This is a genomic window from Curtobacterium sp. PhB172 (genome assembly GCF_003752545.1).
Lineage (GTDB): Bacteria > Actinomycetota > Actinomycetes > Actinomycetales > Microbacteriaceae > Curtobacterium.
This window is the reverse complement of record NZ_RKIF01000011.1, coordinates 175,136-193,726: the sequence shown is the minus strand read 5'-3', so window position 1 is coordinate 193,726 and position 18,591 is coordinate 175,136. Positions and strand designations below refer to the sequence as shown.

Below are 18,591 nucleotides of genomic sequence, written 5' to 3'. Positions count from 1 at the left end.
CGGGGCCGGGTCTGCGTTGCTCGTGGCAGCAGCTGACGGAGACGCGGCTCAGGCTGCGCGCAGGGCCACGCGCATGCTGTCGACGCGTTCGGCGATGACGGCGTCCGTCGACCACCGCTGCTGCAGGCGTCCGACGAGCTCGCCGACCTGCTCGCGGTCGAGCCCGGGGTGCAACGCCAGCCCGACGGTCAGCTCCGGGCCGGCGAAGCGTCCGACCGGGTCACCGGGGGTCAGTTCGACACGGGCGACGCTGCGCTCCCCCACGACCGAGTCGGCGAACGCCTGGGCGACCTCGGGGTCCTCGAAGCACGGGGTCCACGGCAGGTCCTGACCGAGCGCCCACACCGCGGGACGGCGCAGCACGAACTCGGTCGCCGACTTCGGGTCGAGCACGACGAGCTGCGTCTCCTCGCTCGCCGCGGCCATCGCCACCCGGCGTGACTCCACGGGCACGGGCCTGGCATCGGCGTCCCAGACGTGCATTGCTTCGACCGAGGTGAACGCGGGCATCACGCTGCGCCCGTCCGGACCGGCGACCGTCACGATCGAGAGCTCCTGGGTCTTGTCCACGAGCTTGCCGGCGTCGGTCTCGCCGAGGTCGCCGGCCTCGGCGATGAGCGGGATGAGCAGCCGGGCGGTGCGCAGCGCCTCGACGACCGCCGCCTGCGATGCACCGGCGGCCACGCCCGCGATCGCCGCGGTCAGCGCCGGGTCGGCCAGCCCGTCGTCGTCGGCGAACGCGGTGTCGTGGTGGTCGAACGTGCGGCCTTCCCACGTGAAGCCGGCCGAGTCCGCCGCACCACCCGGGGTGTGCGCGTCGTCGGGACCGGTTGCTGCGTCCGGACCGGTTCCGCGCCCGTTCGAGATCCCCGCCACGCCGCTACTCCGAGGCGATGTCGAGTGCGGCCGGCAGCGTGAACGCCCCGGAGTACAGCGCCTTGCCGATGATCGCGCCCTCGAGCCCGAACGGCACGAGCTCGCGCAGTGCCCGCAGGTCGTCGAGCGTCGAGATCCCACCAGAGGCCACGACGGGCTGGTCGGTCCGGTCGCACACCTGGCGCAGCAGCTCGACGTTCGGGCCCTGCAGCGTGCCGTCCTTCGTGACGTCGGTGACGACGTACCGGGCGCACCCCGCGGCCTCGAGCCGGTCGAGGACCTCCCACAGGTCGCCGGCGTCCTCGGTCCAGCCACGGCTGGCGAGGGTCGTGCCACGCACGTCGAGCCCGACGGCGATCTGCTCGCCGTACTCGCCGATCACCCGAGCGGCCCAGTCCGGGTTCTCGAGCGCCGCCGTGCCGAGGTTGACACGGGCAGCGCCGGTGGCCAGCGCGGCTTCGAGCGAGGCGTCGTCGCGGATGCCACCCGACAGCTCGACCGAGACGCCGTCGACCTCGCGGATCGCGTGCGCGATGACCTTGCGGTTGTCGCCCCGACCGAAGGCCGCGTCGAGGTCCACCAGGTGGATCCACTCCGCGCCCTGGTTACGCCAGTTGCGCGCGGCGGCGACGGGGTCGCCGTAGCCGGTCTCGCTCCCCGCCTCGCCCTGGGTCAAACGGACGGCCTGGCCGTCGACCACGTCGACGGCAGGCAGCAGGACGAGGGGCGAGGTGTCGGTGAGGTCGGTCATGGTCCTGTCGGTTTCGTCACGGTGGAGAAGGGGCAGTGGTGAAGGTGCGGGGTTCGGCCTGGAGGCCCGTGGCACGTCCGGCGGCGCCGTCGAGCACGTTGCGGGCCGGGTTCAGAGCGAGCGCACCCAGTTGGTCAGCAGGCGGATGCCCGGCTCGCCGGACTTCTCGGGGTGGAACTGGGTCGCGGTGAGCGGCCCGTTCTCGACCGCGGCGATGAACCGCTGCCCGTGTTCAGCCCACGTCAGGCCGGGAGCACGGAACGGGCCGTAGGCGTCGAGCGGGAAGTCGGTCACGCCGTACGAGTGCACGAAGTAGAACCGCTCGTCGTGCAGCCCGTCGAACAGCACGGAGTTCTCCGGTGCCTGGACGGTGTTCCAGCCCATGTGCGGCAGGACCTCGGCCTGGAGCTGCTCGACGGTGCCGGGCCACTGTCCCAGACCCTCGACGTCGGCTCCGCGTTCGATGCCGCGGGAGAACAGCACCTGCATGCCGACGCAGATGCCGAGCACCGGACGACCGCCGGCCAGACGGTGGTCCACGATCTCGCCGCCCTGGACGCCCTCGAGCTGGTCGATGACCGCGGCGAACGCCCCGACCCCGGGTACGAGCAGGCCGTCCGCACGGAGCGCCGCCTGCTTGTCGGCGGTCAGCGTGACCTCGGCTCCGGCCCGCTCGAGTGCCTTGGCCGCGGAGTGGACGTTGCCCGACCCGTAGTCGAGGACGACGACGTTCGGCTTCGCGGTCACAGTGCGCCCTTGGTGGAGGGGATGCCGTCGACGCGCGGGTCGAGTTCGACCGCCTTGCGCATCGCACGCGCGAACGCCTTGAACTCGGCCTCGGCGATGTGGTGCGGGTCGCGGCCACCGAGCACACGGACGTGCACGGTGATGCCCGCGTTGAACGTGATCGCCTCGAACACGTGGCGGATCATCGACCCGGTGAAGTGACCGCCGATGCGGTGGAACTCGAACCCTTCGGGCTCACCCGAGTGCACGAGGAACGGACGCCCGGAGACGTCGACGACCGCCTGGGCCAGCGCTTCGTCGAGGGGCACGAGGGCGTCACCGTACCGGCCGATACCCGATCGGTCGCCGAGGGCCTGCTTGATGGCCTGTCCGAGCACGATGCCGGTGTCCTCGACCGTGTGGTGCACGTCGATGTCGGTGTCACCGGTCGAGCGCACGCGCAGGTCGATGAGCGAGTGCTTGCTGAACGCGGTGAGCATGTGGTCGAAGAACGGCACGCTCGTCGAGATGTCGGACGAGCCGGTGCCGTCGAGGTCGAGCTCGAGTTCGACGCTCGATTCGCTCGTGCTGCGGCTGATCGAGGCGGTGCGGGCGGTCATGCCCCAACCCTAACCGGCGGCTGCTCAGCGGCGACCTGCCGCATGGCGTCGAGGAACGCGGTGGTCTCCTCTTCGGTGCCGGCACTCACCCGCAGGTGGTTCGGGATCCCGAGGTCGCGCACGATGACGTCCCGCTCGAGCAGCGACTCGAACGCAGCGTGCGGGTCGGCGACCCCACCGAACAGCACGAAGTTCGACCAGGTCTCGTACGTCCGGTAGCCCATGGCCTGCAGCTCGGTCACCATCCGGTCGCGCTGCTGCTTGATGTCGTCGACCATCGCGAGCATCTCGGGCGCGTGGCGCAGTGCGGCGACGGCGGCTGCCTGCGTCAGGACGGACAAGTGGTAGGGCAACCGGACGAGGCGGACGGCGTCGATCACGGCGGGGTGTGCCGCCATGTAGCCGACCCGTGCGCCGGCGAACGCGAACGCCTTGCTCATGGTGCGCGACACGACGAGACGCTCACGCCCGGGCAGCAGCGTGAGGGCGCTCGGCACGTCGGCCGGCATGAACTCGGCGTAGGCCTCGTCCACCATCACGATGCCGTCGGTCGCGGCGTACGCGGCCTCGATCGTCTCGATCGGCAGCGGTGTGCCCGTGGGGTTGTTCGGCCCGCACAGGAACACGATGTCCGGACGGTGCTGCTCGATCGCCGCCACGACGGTCTCGGGTGAGATGCGGAACTCGTCGTCGCGCTCCGCCGGGATCCAGGTCGTGCCGGTGCCGGACGCCAGGATCGAGTGCATCGAGTACGTGGGCGGGAACCCGAGGACGGAACGGCCCGGGCCGCCGAACGCCTGCAACAGCTGCTGGAGGACCTCGTTCGAGCCGTTCGCCGCCCACAGCTGTTCTGCCGACAGGCCGTGGCCGAGGTACCCGGCGAGCGACTCGCGGAGCTCCGTGAACTCGCGGTCCGGGTAGCGGTTCACCGTCGCGAGCGCCTGGCGGATCGAGGCGACGATGTCGTCAGCCACGTCATCCGGCACGGGATGCGTGTTCTCGTTGACGTTCAGCTGGACGCGGACGTGCTTCTGCGGAGCGCCGTAGGGGTTCTGACCGCGGAGGTCATCTCGGATCGGGAGGTCTTCCAGCGTGAATGCCACCGATCCATCGTAGGCCGCTGTGGCCACCGGACGACCAGCCGTCCGGACGGGACTGCCCTCGACCACTCGCAGCGACTACTGGCCGGAGGTGTACTTCGTCGGGATGGCGATCTGCTCGCCGGCCTGCAGCCCGGAGCCGTCGAGAGCGTTCAGGCTGATGACGTCCTGCACGAAGTCGCGCGGGTCGGCGTTCGGCGCGGTGTCCTCGGCCAGCTGCCACAGCGTCTCGCCCGGCTGGATCGTGACCGTGTCGAACTGCGTCCGGGCGCCACCAGCGGCGGCGTCACCGGCGGACGCCTGGCCGCCGTTCAGGACGAAGAAGGCGACGACGATGAGGAGAGGGAGCGCGGCGAGCGTCGTGAAGACGATGCGGCCGCGGCGCGTCAGGCGCAGGCGGACGCGCACGGCGGGGGCCGCGGTGCGCTGGATGTCAGCGATGGCGATGGTGCTCATGTCGTTCTTGCCTTCCCGTTCGGGTGAACCGAAGTCGTGTACCGAACATAGTTTCGAATCAGACGACGCACAAGTCCTGGGAGAGGATTTCTGCGGGGTTTTCTTGCGACACGCTCGAACAGGTGTTTGTCCGGGGTTGACCGGTCGGATACTGTTTCGATCGACTGGGACAAGTCAAACGGGGACCACCGACATTCCCGCCACGGCCGCTCAGCACCGACGAAAGCGAGACGACGTGGTGGACGAACTGCGGGGCCAGAAGCCGCTGACCGCGAAGCAGCAGACGATCCTCGACGCCATCCGTGCGTCCATCGCCTCGCGGGGTTACCCGCCGAGCATGCGCGAGATCGGCGACGCAGCCGGGCTCTCCTCGCTGTCGAGCGTGTCCCACCAGCTCGGCCAGCTCGAGCTCGGCGGCTGGATCCGCCGCGACCCGAACCGTCCCCGTGCGCTCGAGGTCCTGGTCGACGAGCCCACCCCGGACGTCACCGGGCCCGACGTCGACGCCACCACGCTCGTACCGCTGGTCGGCCGGATCGCCGCCGGTGTCCCGATCACGGCGGAGCAGCACGTCGACGAGATCGTCCCGCTCCCCCGGCAGCTCGTCGGCTCGGGCGACCTCTTCATGCTCAAGGTCGTCGGTGAGTCGATGATCGACGCCGCGATCTGCGACGGCGACTGGGTGGTCGTCCGTGCGCAGCAGACCGCCGAGAACGGAGACATCGTCGCCGCGATGCTCGACGAAGAGGCGACCGTCAAGGTCTTCCGTCAGCGCGACGGCCACACCTGGCTGCTCCCCCGCAACACCGCGTTCGAGCCGATCCTCGGCGACGCGGCGTCGGTGCTCGGCAAGGTCGTCGCGGTCCTCCGCTCCCTCTGACCCGCCCCGCGCACCGACCCGCGCACGACGCCGGCGTCCCCGCACGACGCCCCCGAAACGACGAGACGCCGCCGGATCCGGCGGCGTCTCGTGCGTTGCGGGGTGTCTCAGGAACACGACGGCGTCGTGCCCGGCCGACTGGGGCAGTGCAACACCGCCGTCTCAGGAACACGACGGCGTCGTGCGGAGCCGGGGCGGGCCTCCCGGCCGTCAGCCGGTACAGGCCGTCAGGACGTGACGGGGGCGACCACGTACGGATCGAGCTCCGCGACCTGGCGCTGGAAGACACGCACGCGCAGGCGGGTGCCGTCCTCGACGTAGTCGACGGAGTCGACCGCGCCCGCGTCGTGCAGCGTGGAGACGAGGTCCCCCCGGTCGTAGGGCACGACCACCGTGAGCTCGACGTCGGGCTCCGGCAGGCGCTCCTCGATGGTGCGGAGGAGCTCCGGGATGCCCTCGCCGGTCCGGGCCGACACGAAGACGGCGTCCGACGCGAGCCCGATCAGGACGAGTCGCTGTGCGTCGTCGATCAGGTCGGCCTTGTTGAACACGACGATCTCGGGGATGTCGTGCGCGCCGACGTCGCCGATGACCTCGCGCACGGTCGCGAGCTGCGCCCCGGGGTCGGGGTGCGAGCCGTCGACCACGTGCACGATGACGTCGGCCTCGCCGACCTCCTCGAGAGTGGAGCGGAACGCCTCGACCAGCTGGTGCGGCAGGTTCCGGACGAAGCCGACCGTGTCCACGAAGGTGAACTCGCGGCCCTTGGTGCTCTCGGTCCGGCGGACCGTGGCGTCCAGCGTCGCGAACAGCTGGTTCTGCACCAGCACGCCGGCGCTCGTCAGGCGGTTCAGGAGCGAGGACTTGCCCGCGTTCGTGTAGCCGGCGATCGCGACGCTCGGCACCTCGTTGCGGTGACGGTCGGCACGCTTCGCCTCGCGCGCGGGACGGAACCCGGCGATCTGGCGGCGGAGCTTCGACATGCGGGTGTGGATACGACGACGGTCGAGCTCGATCTTCGTCTCACCGGGACCACGCGAACCCATGCCCGCACCGCCGGAGACCTGACCACCGGCCTGCCGGGACATCGAGTCACCCCAGCCGCGCAGTCGGGGCAGCAGGTACTGCAGCTGCGCGAGCTCGACCTGGGCCTTGCCCTCTCGGGTCTTCGCGTGCTGGCTGAAGATGTCGAGGATCACGGCCGTGCGGTCGATGACCTTGACCTTCACGACGTCCTCGAGCGCGCGGCGCTGTGACGGGGCGAGCTCGGTGTCCGCGATCACCGTGTCGGCTCCGGTGGCCTTGACGACCATCGCGAGCTCTTCTGCCTTGCCCTTGCCGAGGTAGGTCGCCGGGTCGGGGTTCGGCCGACGCTGGAGGAGCCCGTCGAGGACCACCGCGCCGGCGGTCTCGGCCAGGGCGGACAGCTCCCGCAGGGAGTTCTCGGCGTCCTGGGCGTCACCGTGCGGGTACACGCCGATCAGGACGACCTGCTCGAGCCGCAGCTGGCGGTACTCGACCTCGGTGACGTCCTCGAGCTCGGTGGAGAGGCCGGCGACGCGGCGCAGGGCCGCCCGGTCCTCTCGGTCGTACTGGTCGCCGTCGCCGTCCCACCCGTGCTCGTCGACCGAGCGGGTCTGGATCGCCTGGGCGGGGGCGAAGATGGACGATGCTGCGCGGCGGTCGGCGTTGCGCAACACCCGTTCGACGACACCGTCTGCGCTGTCGTCGTTGGTCTGGTCGTTCTGCTGATGGGTATCCGTCATCCTGACCACAGGCTACCTCCGGCGGGCCTCGGACACACCGGGTTCCCGCTACGGTTCATCCATGGCGAACGACCACTACTTCTCCGCGAACCCGTCATCGGACACCCGCGAACGCCAGATCGACGTCACCCTCGCCGGCCGGTCGCTCACGCTGACCACGGCAGCAGGGGTCTTCAGCCCGGACGGCCTCGACCGCGGCACCCGCGTGCTGCTCGGTTCCGTCCCGCCGCCCGAGCACGACGGCGCCCTGCTCGACGTCGGCTGCGGCTGGGGCCCGATCGCGATCACGATGGCGCTGCACTCCCCCGACGCGTCGGTGTGGGGCGTCGACGTCAACGAACGGGTGCTCGGGTTGGCGCGGACCAACGCCGAGGCCGCCGGGGCGTCGAACGTCACCATCGCCCTGCCCGACGACGTCCCGGACGACCTGCGGTTCCGGACGATCTGGTCGAACCCGCCGATCCGCGTCGGCAAGGACGAACTTCACGAGATCCTGCTGACGTGGCTGCCCCGGCTCGAGGTCGAGGGCGACGCCTGGCTCGTGGTGTCGAAGGACCTCGGGGGTGACTCGTTGCAGAAGTGGCTCGTCGGTGCGCTCGGGGCAGGGTTCCACGTCGCGCGGGCGTCCACCGACAAGGGGTTCCGCGTCATCCGCGTGCGCCGGACGGCGTAGCGCGGCGCGCGCCGCGCCGCGCCGCGCGCGCGGGCGGCTTCGTGAGCAGAAATGGTCGAGTCGCCGCAGGGCACCCGACCATTTCTGCTCACGAAGCGGCGCAGAAATGGTCGAGTCGCCGCAGGGCACCCGACCATTTCTGCTCACGCAGCGGCGCGCGCCGCCTGCGGCGCTCCGCCCGCGCTCCGCCCGCGGCCCGCGCCGCGGCGCGCGCCCCGCGTCAGACCGTCAGGTCGCCGGAGAACACGAGCTCGGCCGGCCCGGACAGCGACACGTGCTCGCCGTCCTCCGCCGCGAACATCCGCACCGTCACGACGCCGCCCGGAACCCGCACGCGCCAGGTGTCCGGCGCACCGGAACCCACCCAGTACCGCGTCGCGAGCGCAGCAGCCACCGCACCGGTGCCGCACGACAGCGTCTCGCCACTGCCCCGCTCGTGCACCCGCATCGTGATCTCGCCGACGCCGTCGTTGATCAGGGGGTCGCCGGGCAGCACGAACTCGACGTTGGCGCCGTGCTCGGGCGCCGGGTCGAGCACGGGCAGGAAGGTCAGGTCGAGGTCGGCGAGTTCGTCCTCGGTCGCGACGGCGACGACCACGTGCGGGTTGCCGACGTCGATGCCGATGCCGGGCCGGGCACCGTCGAGGTTCTTGGCGCGCACCATGACGTCGTCCGAGCCGCTGTCCTCGATGCCCAGCCCCCACCGGCCGAGGTCGGCAGCGAAGCCGTTGGTGGTCCGCTGGATGTCGACCAGGCCCTTGCGGCTGCCGACGGTCAGGGTCTCGCCGGGTGCGAGCTCGACCAGGCCGGACTCGGTCAGGTACCGCGCGAACACCCGGATCCCGTTGCCGCACATCTCGGCGACCGTGCCGTCGGCGTTGTGGTAGTCCATGAACCACGTCGCCGCGGGTTCGACGGCCACCAGGGCACGTCCTTCGGGGATCGCTTCCGACCGCACCGCACGGATCACGCCGTCGCCGCCCACGCCGAAGCGTCGGTCCGCGATCGCGCGGATCCGCTCGGGGGTCAGGTCGACGGTGGCGTCGGGGTCGGCGAACAGGACGAAGTCGTTGCCGGTCCCCTGGCCCTTGGTGAAGTGCAGCTCGGTCACGGGACGATCCTACGGGCCAGTTCCGACAGGTCCCCGCGGTCGGCTCCGGTGACGTCGAGGGTCTCGGCGTCGGTGTAGCGGCGGAACCAGGACACCTGCCGTCGGGCGTACTTGCGCGTCGCGATGCCGGTCGCCTCGACCGCTGCCTCGACCGTGGAGGTCCCCCGCAGCACGTCGAGCGCCTGCGAGTACCCGATCGCGGCCCGCGCGGTCTTCCCGTCTTCGATGCCCTGCTCGCGCAGAGCCGCGACCTCGTCGACGAGCCCGGCGGCGAACATGCCCGCTGCACGCGCGTGCAGCGCCGCGACCAGCTGCTCACGATCGCGTCGCAGGTGCAGGATCCGGGACGGTCGCCAGGCGCGGGGCGCGGACGGGAGGCTCGGGGTCACGACCTCGGATCGGCTCGCGATCTCGAGTGCCCGGATCAACCGCCGTGGGTTGCGTGCATCGATCGTCGCTGCGGCCGCCGGGTCCATGCCGCGGAGCCGCTCGAGCAGGATGCCCGGCCCGAGCTCGTCGTGCTCGCGCTCGAGCCGCGCGCGGAGTTCCGGGTCGGTGCCGGGGAACGCCAGGTCGAACAGGACGGAGGACACGTAGAGGCCACTCCCGCCGACGAGCACTGCGACGCCGCCGTCGGCACGGATGCGGTCCACGTCGGCTCGGGCGGCCACCTGGTACGCGGCGACGCTGGCCTCGTCGGTGACGTCGAGCACGTCGAGTTGGTGGTGCGGGATGCCGTGCCGTTCGTCGAACGACAGCTTCGCGGTGCCGATGTCCATGCCCCGGTACAGCTGCATGGCGTCGGCGTTGACGATCTCGGCGTTCCGGCCGGCGGCGCGGAGGCGTTCGGCGATCGCGATCCCGAGGTCGGACTTGCCCGTCCCCGTCGCCCCGACGACGGCGATCAGATCAGCGTCGGAGGCGTCGAGCCCGCGGTGCTGGGCCGGGTCGCGCTCGGGGCATCCGGCGGGGCCGCGCTCGGAGCCGTCCCCGACGGGGGCGTCAGCGCCCGACACGGAGCGTCGGCAGCCCGAGCGACACCGGGCGCGGACCGTCGCCGGGCGCCGCCGGGGTCGGCACGCCGCAGCTCTCGGCCTCGGCGCGGTCCCAGGCGTCGCCCGCACGAGTGCGTCGGATGCGCAGCGGAGCGTCGTCGTCGGCGATCAGGAAGTGCGGGGCCGCTCGGGTGACCTCGACCGTGACGACGTCGCCGGGTCGCGGGACCGCAGAGCCCTCCGGCACGGCGAAGTGCACGAGCCGCGAGTCTTCCGCGCGTCCGGACAACCGGCGGGTGGCGTCGTCCTTCCGCCCCTCGCCCGTCGCGACGAGGACCTCGACGCTCCGGCCGACCTGCGCGGCGTTCTCTTCCGCGGTGATCCGTTCCTGCAGGGCGACGAGTCGCTCGTAGCGCTCCTGCACGATGTGCTTCGGCAGCTGGTCGTCCATCGTCGCCGCCGGAGTGCCCGGGCGGATCGAGTACTGGAACGTGAAGGCGCTGGCGAACCGTGCCTGCTCGACGACGCGCAGGGTGTCCGCGAAGTCCTCTTCCGTCTCGCCCGGGAACCCGACGATGATGTCGGTCGAGATCGCCGCGTTCGGGATCTTGGCGCGCACCCGGTCGAGGATGCCGAGGAACCGCTCGCTCCGGTAGCTCCGCCGCATGGCCTTGAGCACCCGGTCGGACCCGGACTGCAACGGCATGTGCAGCTGCGGCATGACGTTCGGGGTCTCGGCCATGGCGTCGATGACGTCGTCGGTGAAGGCTGCCGGGTGCGGGCTCGTGAAGCGGATGCGCTCGAGGCCGTCGATGGTGCCGGCCGCGCGCAGCAGCTTGCCGAACGCCTGCCGGTCGCCGAACTCGACCCCGTACGAGTTCACGTTCTGCCCGAGCAGCGTGACCTCGATCGCACCGTCGTCGACGAGCGCCTGGATCTCGGCGAGGACGTCACCCGGGCGGCGGTCCTTCTCCTTGCCGCGGAGCGACGGGACGATGCAGAACGTGCACGTGTTGTTGCACCCGACCGAGATCGACACCCACCCGCTGTGCGTCGAGTCACGCTTGGTCGGCAGCGTCGACGGGAACACGTCGAGCGCTTCGAGGATCTCGATCTGCGCCTCGTCGTTGTGCCGCGCACGCTCGAGCAGCGTCGGCAACGAGCCCATGTTGTGCGTGCCGAAGACCACGTCCACCCACGGCGCCTTCTCGAGGATGACGTTCTTGTCCTTCTGCGCCAGGCACCCACCGACGGCGATCTGCATGCCGGGGTGGTCGCGCTTGATGCCAGCCAGCTGCCCGAGGTTGCCGTACAGACGGTTGTCGGCGTTCTCGCGCACGGCACAGGTGTTGATGACGACGACGTCGGCCTGCTCGCCGTCCGCAGCCGTGTAGCCCGCCGCCTGCAGCGACCCGCTCAGCCGCTCGGAGTCGTGCACGTTCATCTGGCACCCGTAGGTGCGGACTTCGTAGGTGCGCTGGCGCGCTGCGACGGTGGCCATGGTCGTCCCAGTGTAGGTCGGGGCGACTACTCGAAGCGCACGGTCCCGCGGCCCGTCGGAGGCCGGCGTCCGCCGCCGTCGAGGGCGCGCTGGACGGCGATCCGCACCACGCCCGAGCCGTAGCCCTTGCGCATCAGGAACCCCGACAACCGACGCTCGGCGGTCGCACGGTCGAGCCCACGCATCTGCGGCGCACGCTTGTCGGCGAGCTCCTGGGCGCGGATGAACTCGTCGTCCTCGTCGTCCGCAGCTTCGTCGAGCGCGGTGTCGATCGCGATCTGGTCGATGCCACGACGACGCAGCTCGGTGACCACGCCCTGTCGCCCCAGTCCCTTGCGGGCGTGCAGGCGGTCCACCAGGTCGGTGGCGAGGGCGACGTCGTCGAGCAGCCCGACGCGGGTCAGGCGTTCGATCTCGTGCTCGACCACGTCGGGGTCGAGGTCCTGCTGGGTGAGCAGTGTCCGCATCTCGGACTCGCTCACGCCCTTGCGGCCGAGCGCCCGCATGCTGAGCCGCTCGGCGTCGGCGCGTTGCTCGTCGAGGGGACGAGGGGCATCCGCAGGGTCGAGTTCTTCGCCACCGGCGATCGAGAAGACCGACGCCGTCGTGGCGTCCGCCCCGTCGTCGTCGTAGCCGTCCTGCTCGGCCCGCGCGGTCCGGCCGGAACCGTCGCCGATGACCGGCGAGACCCAGTCGGCCTGTGCACGCGGCCCGCGGATGGGCAAGGGGACGGGGGTGTCCGCATCGTCCTCGAGCACGGGCTCCGGAATGCTGGGCACCGTCTGCTCGGGTTCGGGGGTGGGTTCCGCAGCTGCCGGGGCCCGGCGACGGGACCTCGCACCGAACAGGTCGGTGACCGGTGCGAGGCCGTCGTCGTCGTGGTCGGTGCTCACGCGCCCTTGCGCTCCGCGAGCTTCGGCGCGATCGACTCGACCGGAGCCTCTTCCGCCTTGGCGCCACCGACGCCGAGCTTGGCGAGGATCTTGCCCTCGATCTCAGCCGCGGTGTCGGGGTTCTGGATCAGGAAGGAACGCGAGTTCTCCTTGCCCTGCCCGAGCTGGTCGCCGTCGTAGGTGTACCAGGCACCCGACTTCTTGACGATGCCGTGGTCGACACCGAAGTCGAGCAGCGAGCCTTCGCGCGAGATGCCGACGCCGTACAGGATGTCGAACTCGGCCTGCTTGAAGGGCGGCGCCATCTTGTTCTTGACGACCTTGACACGCGTGCGGTTGCCCACTGCGTCGGTGCCGCTCTTGAGCGTCTCGATGCGACGGATGTCGAGGCGGACGGACGCGTAGAACTTCAGTGCCTTACCGCCCGAGGTGGTCTCCGGGGAACCGAAGAACACGCCGATCTTCTCGCGCAGCTGGTTGATGAAGATCATCGTGGTCTGCGTCTGGTTCAGCCCACCGGCGAGCTTGCGCAGCGCCTGGGACATGAGGCGGGCCTGCAGACCGACGTGGGAGTCACCCATCTCGCCCTCGATCTCGGCGCGCGGCACCAGTGCTGCGACCGAGTCGATCACGATGAGGTCGATCGAGCCGGAGCGGACGAGCATGTCCGCGATCTCGAGCGCCTGCTCGGCGGTGTCCGGCTGCGACACGAGCAGGGCGTCGATGTCGACACCGAGCTTCTTGGCGTACTCCGGGTCGAGCGCGTGCTCGGCGTCGATGAAGGCCGCGATGCCACCGGCGCGCTGGGCGTTGGCGATGGCGTGGATGGTGAGGGTCGTCTTACCCGAGGACTCCGGGCCGTAGATCTCGACGATGCGGCCGCGGGGCAGTCCCCCGATGCCGAGCGCGACGTCGAGCGCCACCGACCCGGTCTGGATGACGTTGACGGGTGCGCGTTCGTCCGAACCGAGGCGCATGATCGCACCCTTGCCGAACTGCCTGTCGATCTGTGCGAGTGCGGTCTCGAGGGCCTTTTCGCGGTCTGCCGGTGATGGCATGGGGTGCTCCTTCGTGCTCGTGTTCGGCCGCCTGTAGGCTGTCGCGTCCACGCCGGCCGGTGGTGCAAGGCCGATGGTTCTGCGACAAGGCTTCGGGCTGTTCCCGATGTCCATCAACCTATGGCTGGCCACCGACATCACTGCCGACGGTCACGCGATCTGTGGATGGAACACCCGGGCGACGCCGCTGTGGAGGAACGTACCACCGATCGAACACCCGTTCGAGCAACACGCCGAACACAGTTTCGGGCGACGACGGCGGCGTGACTGAGCGCGGACGCCTCAGTTCTGCGGCTCGGCCAACCCCTTGCCGTGCCGCCGGTCGAGCGGGACGTCCTGCGAGTCGCAGAGGGCGTCCCACACCCGACGGGCGTCGATGCCGGCGGCGAGGGCGTCCACAGCCGAGCGGCCACCGAGGTCCTCGAGCACGACGTCACGGCTGACCACGGACCCGTAGGCCTCGCCGAACACCTGGTCGACGGCACGCCAGAACTCACTCACCCGCATCCGACAAGCCTAAAGCGTCCCCGAACGCACAGCGCCCCCGTGCACAGCGCCCCGAACGCAGAACGCCCCCGCCGGGAGGTTCCGGCGGGGGCGTTCAGTGCGAGGCGCTCAGCGCACCGCGAGGTCGTTGTCGAACTCGGCGACGAGGTCGTCCGGGAGCGTGTCGGGGACGGGAGTGAGTCCCTCGACGATCGCGAGGCGGTCGCCCACCTCGCGCATGATCGTGGAGATGGGGGTGTCCAGCGCATCCGCGACGGACGCGAGGATCTCCGAGCTGGCCTCTTTCTGACCACGCTCGACCTCACTGAGGTACCCGAGAGCCACACTGGCCTTGGACGCGACCTGACGGAGGGTCCGGCCCTTCTGCAAGCGGAAGTCCCGAAGCACATCGCCGATTTCCTGACGAACGAGAACCATGAGAACTCCTCCTCTCTGTCGTCTCCGCGCCCGCCCGATCCGGAGGATCGAGTTCGGGTTCAGCAACTTTAGCGTTGCCGGTTGAAGCATGCTAACCAGGCTGGCTGCCGTCCTGCTGGAGATTGCGTGAGATGTAACCCAGTGGAAACGGGACCTATTCCCGGCCCCGGACCACGGACGACATCCGTGTCAGGAGTTCGGAGACGGAGGCCGTGCGGATTGCACCGCGGTCCCCGTCGAGGTGGAGTTCCCAGGCAGTGGCGCCGTCCGCCGACGCGATGCCGACGTACACGGTGCCGACCGACTTGCCGTCCTGCGGGTCCGGCCCGGCGACGCCGGTCGTGCTGACCCCCCACGTCGCCGGCTCACCATCGACGGACAGCGCGATGCGGACGCCGGCCGCCATCTGCCGCGCGACCTCGGGATCGACGGCCCCGTTGGCCGCCAGCAACGCCGACGACACCCCGAGCACGGTGTGCTTGACGGGCGTCGCGTAGGCCACGACTCCCCCGCGCACCACGGCGCTCGCCCCCGGAACACCGACGAGCGTCGACACCACCAACCCGCCGGTGAGCGACTCCGCCACGGCGACGGTCTCACCGCGACGCGTCAGGTCGGCGACCAGGTCCCGCGCGATCGCGTCGATCGTGTCGGCAGGGCCGGGAGGCACGGCGCCGGTCGCGTCGTCGGCCTGCGTCACGCGGTGGTCCGGTTGTGCTTCCACGCCTGGTACAGGTAGTCGATGCCACTGAGCACGGTCGCCAGGAAGGCGGCGCTCATCAGCACCACGTTCACCCAGTGCGCCCAGTCACCGACGAGCTCCCACCACGGGAACAGTGCCGAGGTCAGGGCGACGGCCTGCAGCACGGTCTTGATCTTGCCGCCGCGGCTGGCCGGGATCACCCGGTCCGACAGCACCGCGAAGCGGAACACCGTGATGCCGATCTCGCGCACCATGATGAGCACCGTCACGTACCAGGGCAGCTCGGCCAGGATCGACAGGGCGACGAGCGCGCCGCCGATCAGGACCTTGTCGGCGATCGGGTCGACGAGCTTGCCGAAGTCGGTGACCAGGTTCTGCCGCCGCGCGATGATGCCGTCGGCGCTGTCGGTCACGATCGCGACGACGAAGACGATCGCCGCCCAGATGCGCAGCGGGCCGTCGTTGCCGGCATCGGCGAGGAGCAGCACGAAGAACAGCGGCGCCATCAGGATGCGCACCACGGTGATGATGTTCGCGACGTTCGCCGTCGATGCGGGGCCGGGACCCTTGCGGAGCAGTCGCCCGCGCCAGGGGAACTTCGCGCCGTGTGCCGTGTCCGTGCCGTCAGAGGCGGTCATCGCCTTCACTCCCTGCCCGTCAGTCCCCACGCGTCCTCATCGGGCTCGTCGTGCACTTCATCGTACCCGCGGGTCATGTCGCCCACGGGGTCGGCGCCGTAGCGGTCGCCGTCGTCGCTCGGGCCGGGGACGGGGGCCACGGGCGCCGGAGCAGCCGGTGGCTCCTCGCCGCGGAGCTTCGCGAGCACCGCGGGCAGCTGGTCGGTGGTGACGAGCACGTCGCGGGCCTTCGAGCCCTCGGACGGACCGACGATGTCGCGGGACTCCATCAGGTCCATCAGGCGACCGGCCTTGGCGAAGCCGACCCGGAGCTTGCGCTGCAGCATCGAGGTCGAGCCGAACTGCGTCGAGACCACCTGTTCGACCGCCGCGAGCAGCAGCTCGAGGTCGTCGCCGATGTCGGCGTCGATCTCCTTGCGCTCGACCACGGCCTGGACGTCCTGGCGGTACTCGGGCTGGGCCTGGCGGGTCACGTGCTGGACGACCTCGGCGACCTCGCCCTCCTGCACCCACGCGCCCTGCACGCGCAGGGACTTCGACGACCCCATCGGCAGGAACAGCGCGTCGCCCTGACCGATGAGCTTGTCCGCGCCGGGCTGGTCGAGGATGACACGGGAGTCCGTGACGCTCGTCACCGCGAAGGCGATGCGGGACGGCACGTTCGCCTTGATCAGGCCGGTGATGACGTCCACCGACGGGCGCTGCGTCGCGAGCACCAGGTGGATGCCAGCGGCACGGGCGAGCTGGGTGATGCGGACGATCGACTCCTCGACGTCGCGCGGGGCGACGAGCATGAGGTCCGCGAGCTCGTCGACGACGACGAGCAGGTACGGGTACGGCTTGAGCTTCCGCTCGCTGCCCGCGGGCAGGACGATCTCGTTGTTCTCGATCGCCTTGTTGAAGTCGTCGACGTGGCGGAACCCGAACGACGCCAGGTCGTCGTACCGCATGTCCATCTCCTTCACGACCCACTGCAGCGCTTCGGCCGCCTTCTTCGGGTTCGTGATGATGGGCGTGATGAGGTGCGGGACACCCGCGTAGATCGAGAGCTCGACGCGCTTCGGGTCGACCAGGACCATGCGGACCTCGGACGGCTTCGCCCGCATGAGCAGCGACGTGATCATCGAGTTGATGAAGACCGACTTGCCGGAACCGGTCGAACCGGCGACGAGCAGGTGCGGCATCTTCGCCAGGTTCGCGACGACGAAGCCGCCCTCGACGTCCTTGCCGACGCCGATCGTCATCGGGTGCTTCGACTTCCGCGCCGCGTTCGAGCGCAGCACGTCGCCGAGGGACACGATCTCACGGTCGGAGTTCGGGATCTCGACGCCGATGGCGCTCTTGCCCGGGATCGGCGAGAGGATCCGGACCTCGTTGGAGGCCACCGCGTACGACAGGTTCTTCGACAGCGCCGTGACGCGCTCGACCTTGACGCCCGGGCCGAGCTCGATCTCGTAGCGGGTGACCGTCGGGCCGCGGGAGAACCCGGTGACCTTCGCGTCGACCTTGAACTCCGTCAGCACGCCGGTGATGGCGGCGACGATGTCGTCGTTCGCCTGGCTGCGGGCGACCGAAGGGGTGCCGGAGCTCAGGGTGGTGGCGGCCGGCAGGCGGTACGGCTTCGACGGGTCGTCGTCGGTCGCCGCCGCGGAGAGTTCCTCGGGCTCGTCGACGACGGTGTCCTCGACGAGGGGTGCCGCGACCACGTCGGGCACCGCGGGGCGGATCGCCGCGGTCGGCTCCGGACGCGCGGGGACGTCGGTGCCGAAGTCCCGCAGGGCCTGCTCGGCGACCTGAAGGTCCTGTTCGACGGAGTCGTTGAGGTTGACCGACGCGGGTTCGGCCGGTGTCAGGTCCACGAGGCCGGCGGCAGCGCCCGCGTTGGGGTTGACCACCGGGGCAGCGGGTGCAGCCGCCGCCGCGGGCGGGGCCGTCGGTGCGACACCGGTGGCCGGGGGCAGCACCGGGCTGTCGTACGCCGGGTCCTCTTCGCGCCCGGACTTGTTCCGCCGCCACCACGGCACGTTGTCGCCGCCGGCGTCACCGTCGGCAGCAGCCTGCTCGTCGCCGAAGCCGAGGTCGTCGAACAGCTGGAAGTCGGTGTCGCCCTTCTTGCCGCGCTTGGCCGTCTTGGTGCGCGCAGCGGGCGCCGCAGCTGCCACTTCGACCTCGGGCTCGGCGGCCGGGGCCGGGGCTCCGAACAGGTACGCGTACAGCTCGTGCAGCCGACGCCCGACCTTGTTCGGCGGCGTCTTGGTGATGATGAAGAGGGAGAGCACGAGCAGCACGATCGCCACCGGGACCGCGACCCAAGCGGTCGCGATCGTGACGAGCCAGCCGATCACGACCCAGCCGAGCACCCCGCCGGCCGCAGCCAGGGCGGGCATGCCGTCCGCTGCGCTCGGCTGCCCGCCGAAGACGTGGCAGAGCGAGGCGATCGCGACGAGCAGGATCCCGAGGCCGATGCCGATCCGGGTGTTGTCGTGCACCGAGGCCGGGTGCCGGAACAGCCATCCGGCGAAGACGATCATGATCACCGGCAGGGCGAACGCCAACCGACCGAACAGCCCGCCGAACGTGTACGCGTCGAGTGCGACCGACACGCCGTTCGTCGGGTTGAGCCACTCGACGACCGCGCCGGCGATGGCCAGCACGAACAGCAGGAACGGGAACCCGTCACGCCGCTGGTCCTTCTCGAGGGACTCCTTGCCGAGCAGTCGGAACATCGCGCCGACGCCGTGCGCCATCGCGAGCCAGAACGTCACGAGCGGGTTCTGCTCGCGGAACACCGGTGTCGGTGCCGCCTGCGGCAGCTTCTTCGTCGTGGCCTGGGTGCGCGACGAACCGCGCGTCCCGTTCCCACGGGACGACGTGGACGCGCGCGAGCGCGTGGTCGACTTGGTGCCTCCGGCCATGGGCA

19 protein-coding genes are annotated in these 18,591 nt (G+C 70.6%); 2 read left to right on the top strand and 17 right to left on the bottom strand.

What is annotated here, in order from left to right; genetic code table 11:
• Positions 1–48: 48 nt before the first annotated feature.
• The 6 genes from EDF42_RS16610 to EDF42_RS16585 form a co-directional block, all read right to left on the bottom strand.
• Complete coding sequence (locus EDF42_RS16610; RefSeq protein ID WP_123673460.1) at positions 49–876, bottom strand: SseB family protein; 828 nt, start codon at positions 874–876, stop codon at positions 49–51.
• Between the two features lie 4 nt (positions 877–880).
• Positions 881–1,627, bottom strand: coding sequence for a bifunctional 1-(5-phosphoribosyl)-5-((5-phosphoribosylamino)methylideneamino)imidazole-4-carboxamide isomerase/phosphoribosylanthranilate isomerase PriA (gene priA / locus EDF42_RS16605; RefSeq protein ID WP_123673458.1), 747 nt, complete (start codon positions 1,625–1,627; stop codon positions 881–883).
• Positions 1,628–1,738: 111 nt separating this feature from the next.
• Positions 1,739–2,374 carry an imidazole glycerol phosphate synthase subunit HisH gene (gene hisH, locus EDF42_RS16600; RefSeq protein ID WP_123673456.1) on the bottom strand — a complete coding sequence of 212 codons (636 nt, stop codon included), beginning with the start codon at positions 2,372–2,374 and terminating at the stop codon, positions 1,739–1,741.
• Complete coding sequence (gene hisB / locus EDF42_RS16595) at positions 2,371–2,973, bottom strand: imidazoleglycerol-phosphate dehydratase HisB (RefSeq protein ID WP_123341023.1); 603 nt, start codon at positions 2,971–2,973, stop codon at positions 2,371–2,373. Before hisB ends, hisH begins: the two co-directional genes overlap by 4 nt.
• Positions 2,970–4,076: a histidinol-phosphate transaminase gene (locus tag EDF42_RS16590; protein WP_123673454.1), complete on the bottom strand. Its 1,107-nt coding sequence runs from the start codon at positions 4,074–4,076 to the stop codon at positions 2,970–2,972. The genes hisB and EDF42_RS16590 overlap by 4 nt, the downstream gene beginning before the upstream one ends.
• A gap of 75 nt (positions 4,077–4,151) precedes the next feature.
• The gene (locus EDF42_RS16585) at positions 4,152–4,529 is read right to left on the bottom strand and encodes a LysM peptidoglycan-binding domain-containing protein (protein ID WP_111084603.1); all 378 of its coding nucleotides are present in this window, start codon (positions 4,527–4,529) and stop codon (positions 4,152–4,154) included.
• 235 nt (positions 4,530–4,764) lie between these two features.
• Here EDF42_RS16585 and lexA point away from each other — a divergent pair, with 235 nt between their 5' ends.
• A complete protein-coding gene (gene lexA / locus EDF42_RS16580; RefSeq protein WP_123293903.1) occupies positions 4,765–5,409 on the top strand; it encodes a transcriptional repressor LexA in 645 nt (214 codons plus the stop codon).
• A 227-nt stretch (positions 5,410–5,636) separates the two neighbouring features.
• On the opposite strand, the gene hflX is transcribed toward lexA, so the two are convergent.
• The gene (gene hflX, locus EDF42_RS16575) at positions 5,637–7,175 is read right to left on the bottom strand and encodes a GTPase HflX (protein ID WP_111084601.1); all 1,539 of its coding nucleotides are present in this window, start codon (positions 7,173–7,175) and stop codon (positions 5,637–5,639) included.
• 61 nt (positions 7,176–7,236) lie between these two features.
• On the opposite strand from hflX, the gene EDF42_RS16570 reads away from it, so the two are divergent.
• The gene (locus tag EDF42_RS16570) at positions 7,237–7,848 is read left to right on the top strand and encodes a class I SAM-dependent methyltransferase (protein ID WP_123673452.1); all 612 of its coding nucleotides are present in this window, start codon (positions 7,237–7,239) and stop codon (positions 7,846–7,848) included.
• Between the two features lie 220 nt (positions 7,849–8,068).
• On the opposite strand, the gene dapF is transcribed toward EDF42_RS16570, so the two are convergent.
• From dapF to EDF42_RS16520, 10 genes are all read right to left on the bottom strand, one after another.
• Positions 8,069–8,959 carry a diaminopimelate epimerase gene (gene dapF, locus EDF42_RS16565; RefSeq protein WP_123673450.1) on the bottom strand — a complete coding sequence of 297 codons (891 nt, stop codon included), beginning with the start codon at positions 8,957–8,959 and terminating at the stop codon, positions 8,069–8,071.
• On the bottom strand, positions 8,956–9,867 hold the full coding sequence (miaA, locus tag EDF42_RS16560; RefSeq protein ID WP_123673583.1) for a tRNA (adenosine(37)-N6)-dimethylallyltransferase MiaA: 912 nt from the start codon (positions 9,865–9,867) through the stop codon (positions 8,956–8,958). The genes dapF and miaA overlap by 4 nt, the downstream gene beginning before the upstream one ends.
• A 94-nt stretch (positions 9,868–9,961) precedes the next feature.
• Complete coding sequence (gene miaB / locus EDF42_RS16555) at positions 9,962–11,455, bottom strand: tRNA (N6-isopentenyl adenosine(37)-C2)-methylthiotransferase MiaB (RefSeq protein WP_123673449.1); 1,494 nt, start codon at positions 11,453–11,455, stop codon at positions 9,962–9,964.
• Between the two features lie 26 nt (positions 11,456–11,481).
• Positions 11,482–12,348, bottom strand: a complete 867-nt coding sequence (locus tag EDF42_RS16550) for a regulatory protein RecX (RefSeq protein ID WP_123673447.1) — start codon at positions 12,346–12,348, stop codon at positions 11,482–11,484.
• Positions 12,345–13,406, bottom strand: coding sequence for a recombinase RecA (recA, locus tag EDF42_RS16545; RefSeq protein WP_111084595.1), 1,062 nt, complete (start codon positions 13,404–13,406; stop codon positions 12,345–12,347). The genes EDF42_RS16550 and recA overlap by 4 nt, the downstream gene beginning before the upstream one ends.
• Positions 13,407–13,688: 282 nt before the next feature.
• On the bottom strand, positions 13,689–13,913 hold the full coding sequence (locus EDF42_RS16540; RefSeq protein WP_111084594.1) for a DUF3046 domain-containing protein: 225 nt from the start codon (positions 13,911–13,913) through the stop codon (positions 13,689–13,691).
• A 108-nt stretch (positions 13,914–14,021) separates the two neighbouring features.
• Complete coding sequence (locus EDF42_RS16535; protein ID WP_027464765.1) at positions 14,022–14,330, bottom strand: helix-turn-helix domain-containing protein; 309 nt, start codon at positions 14,328–14,330, stop codon at positions 14,022–14,024.
• A 154-nt stretch (positions 14,331–14,484) separates the two neighbouring features.
• A complete protein-coding gene (locus EDF42_RS16530) occupies positions 14,485–15,030 on the bottom strand; it encodes a CinA family protein (protein ID WP_395865787.1) in 546 nt (181 codons plus the stop codon).
• On the bottom strand, positions 15,027–15,671 hold the full coding sequence (gene pgsA / locus EDF42_RS16525) for a CDP-diacylglycerol--glycerol-3-phosphate 3-phosphatidyltransferase (protein ID WP_185003212.1): 645 nt from the start codon (positions 15,669–15,671) through the stop codon (positions 15,027–15,029). Before pgsA ends, EDF42_RS16530 begins: the two co-directional genes overlap by 4 nt.
• 5 nt (positions 15,672–15,676) lie before the next feature.
• Positions 15,677–18,586: a DNA translocase FtsK gene (locus EDF42_RS16520; RefSeq protein WP_123673445.1), complete on the bottom strand. Its 2,910-nt coding sequence runs from the start codon at positions 18,584–18,586 to the stop codon at positions 15,677–15,679.
• Positions 18,587–18,591: the final 5 nt, after the last annotated feature.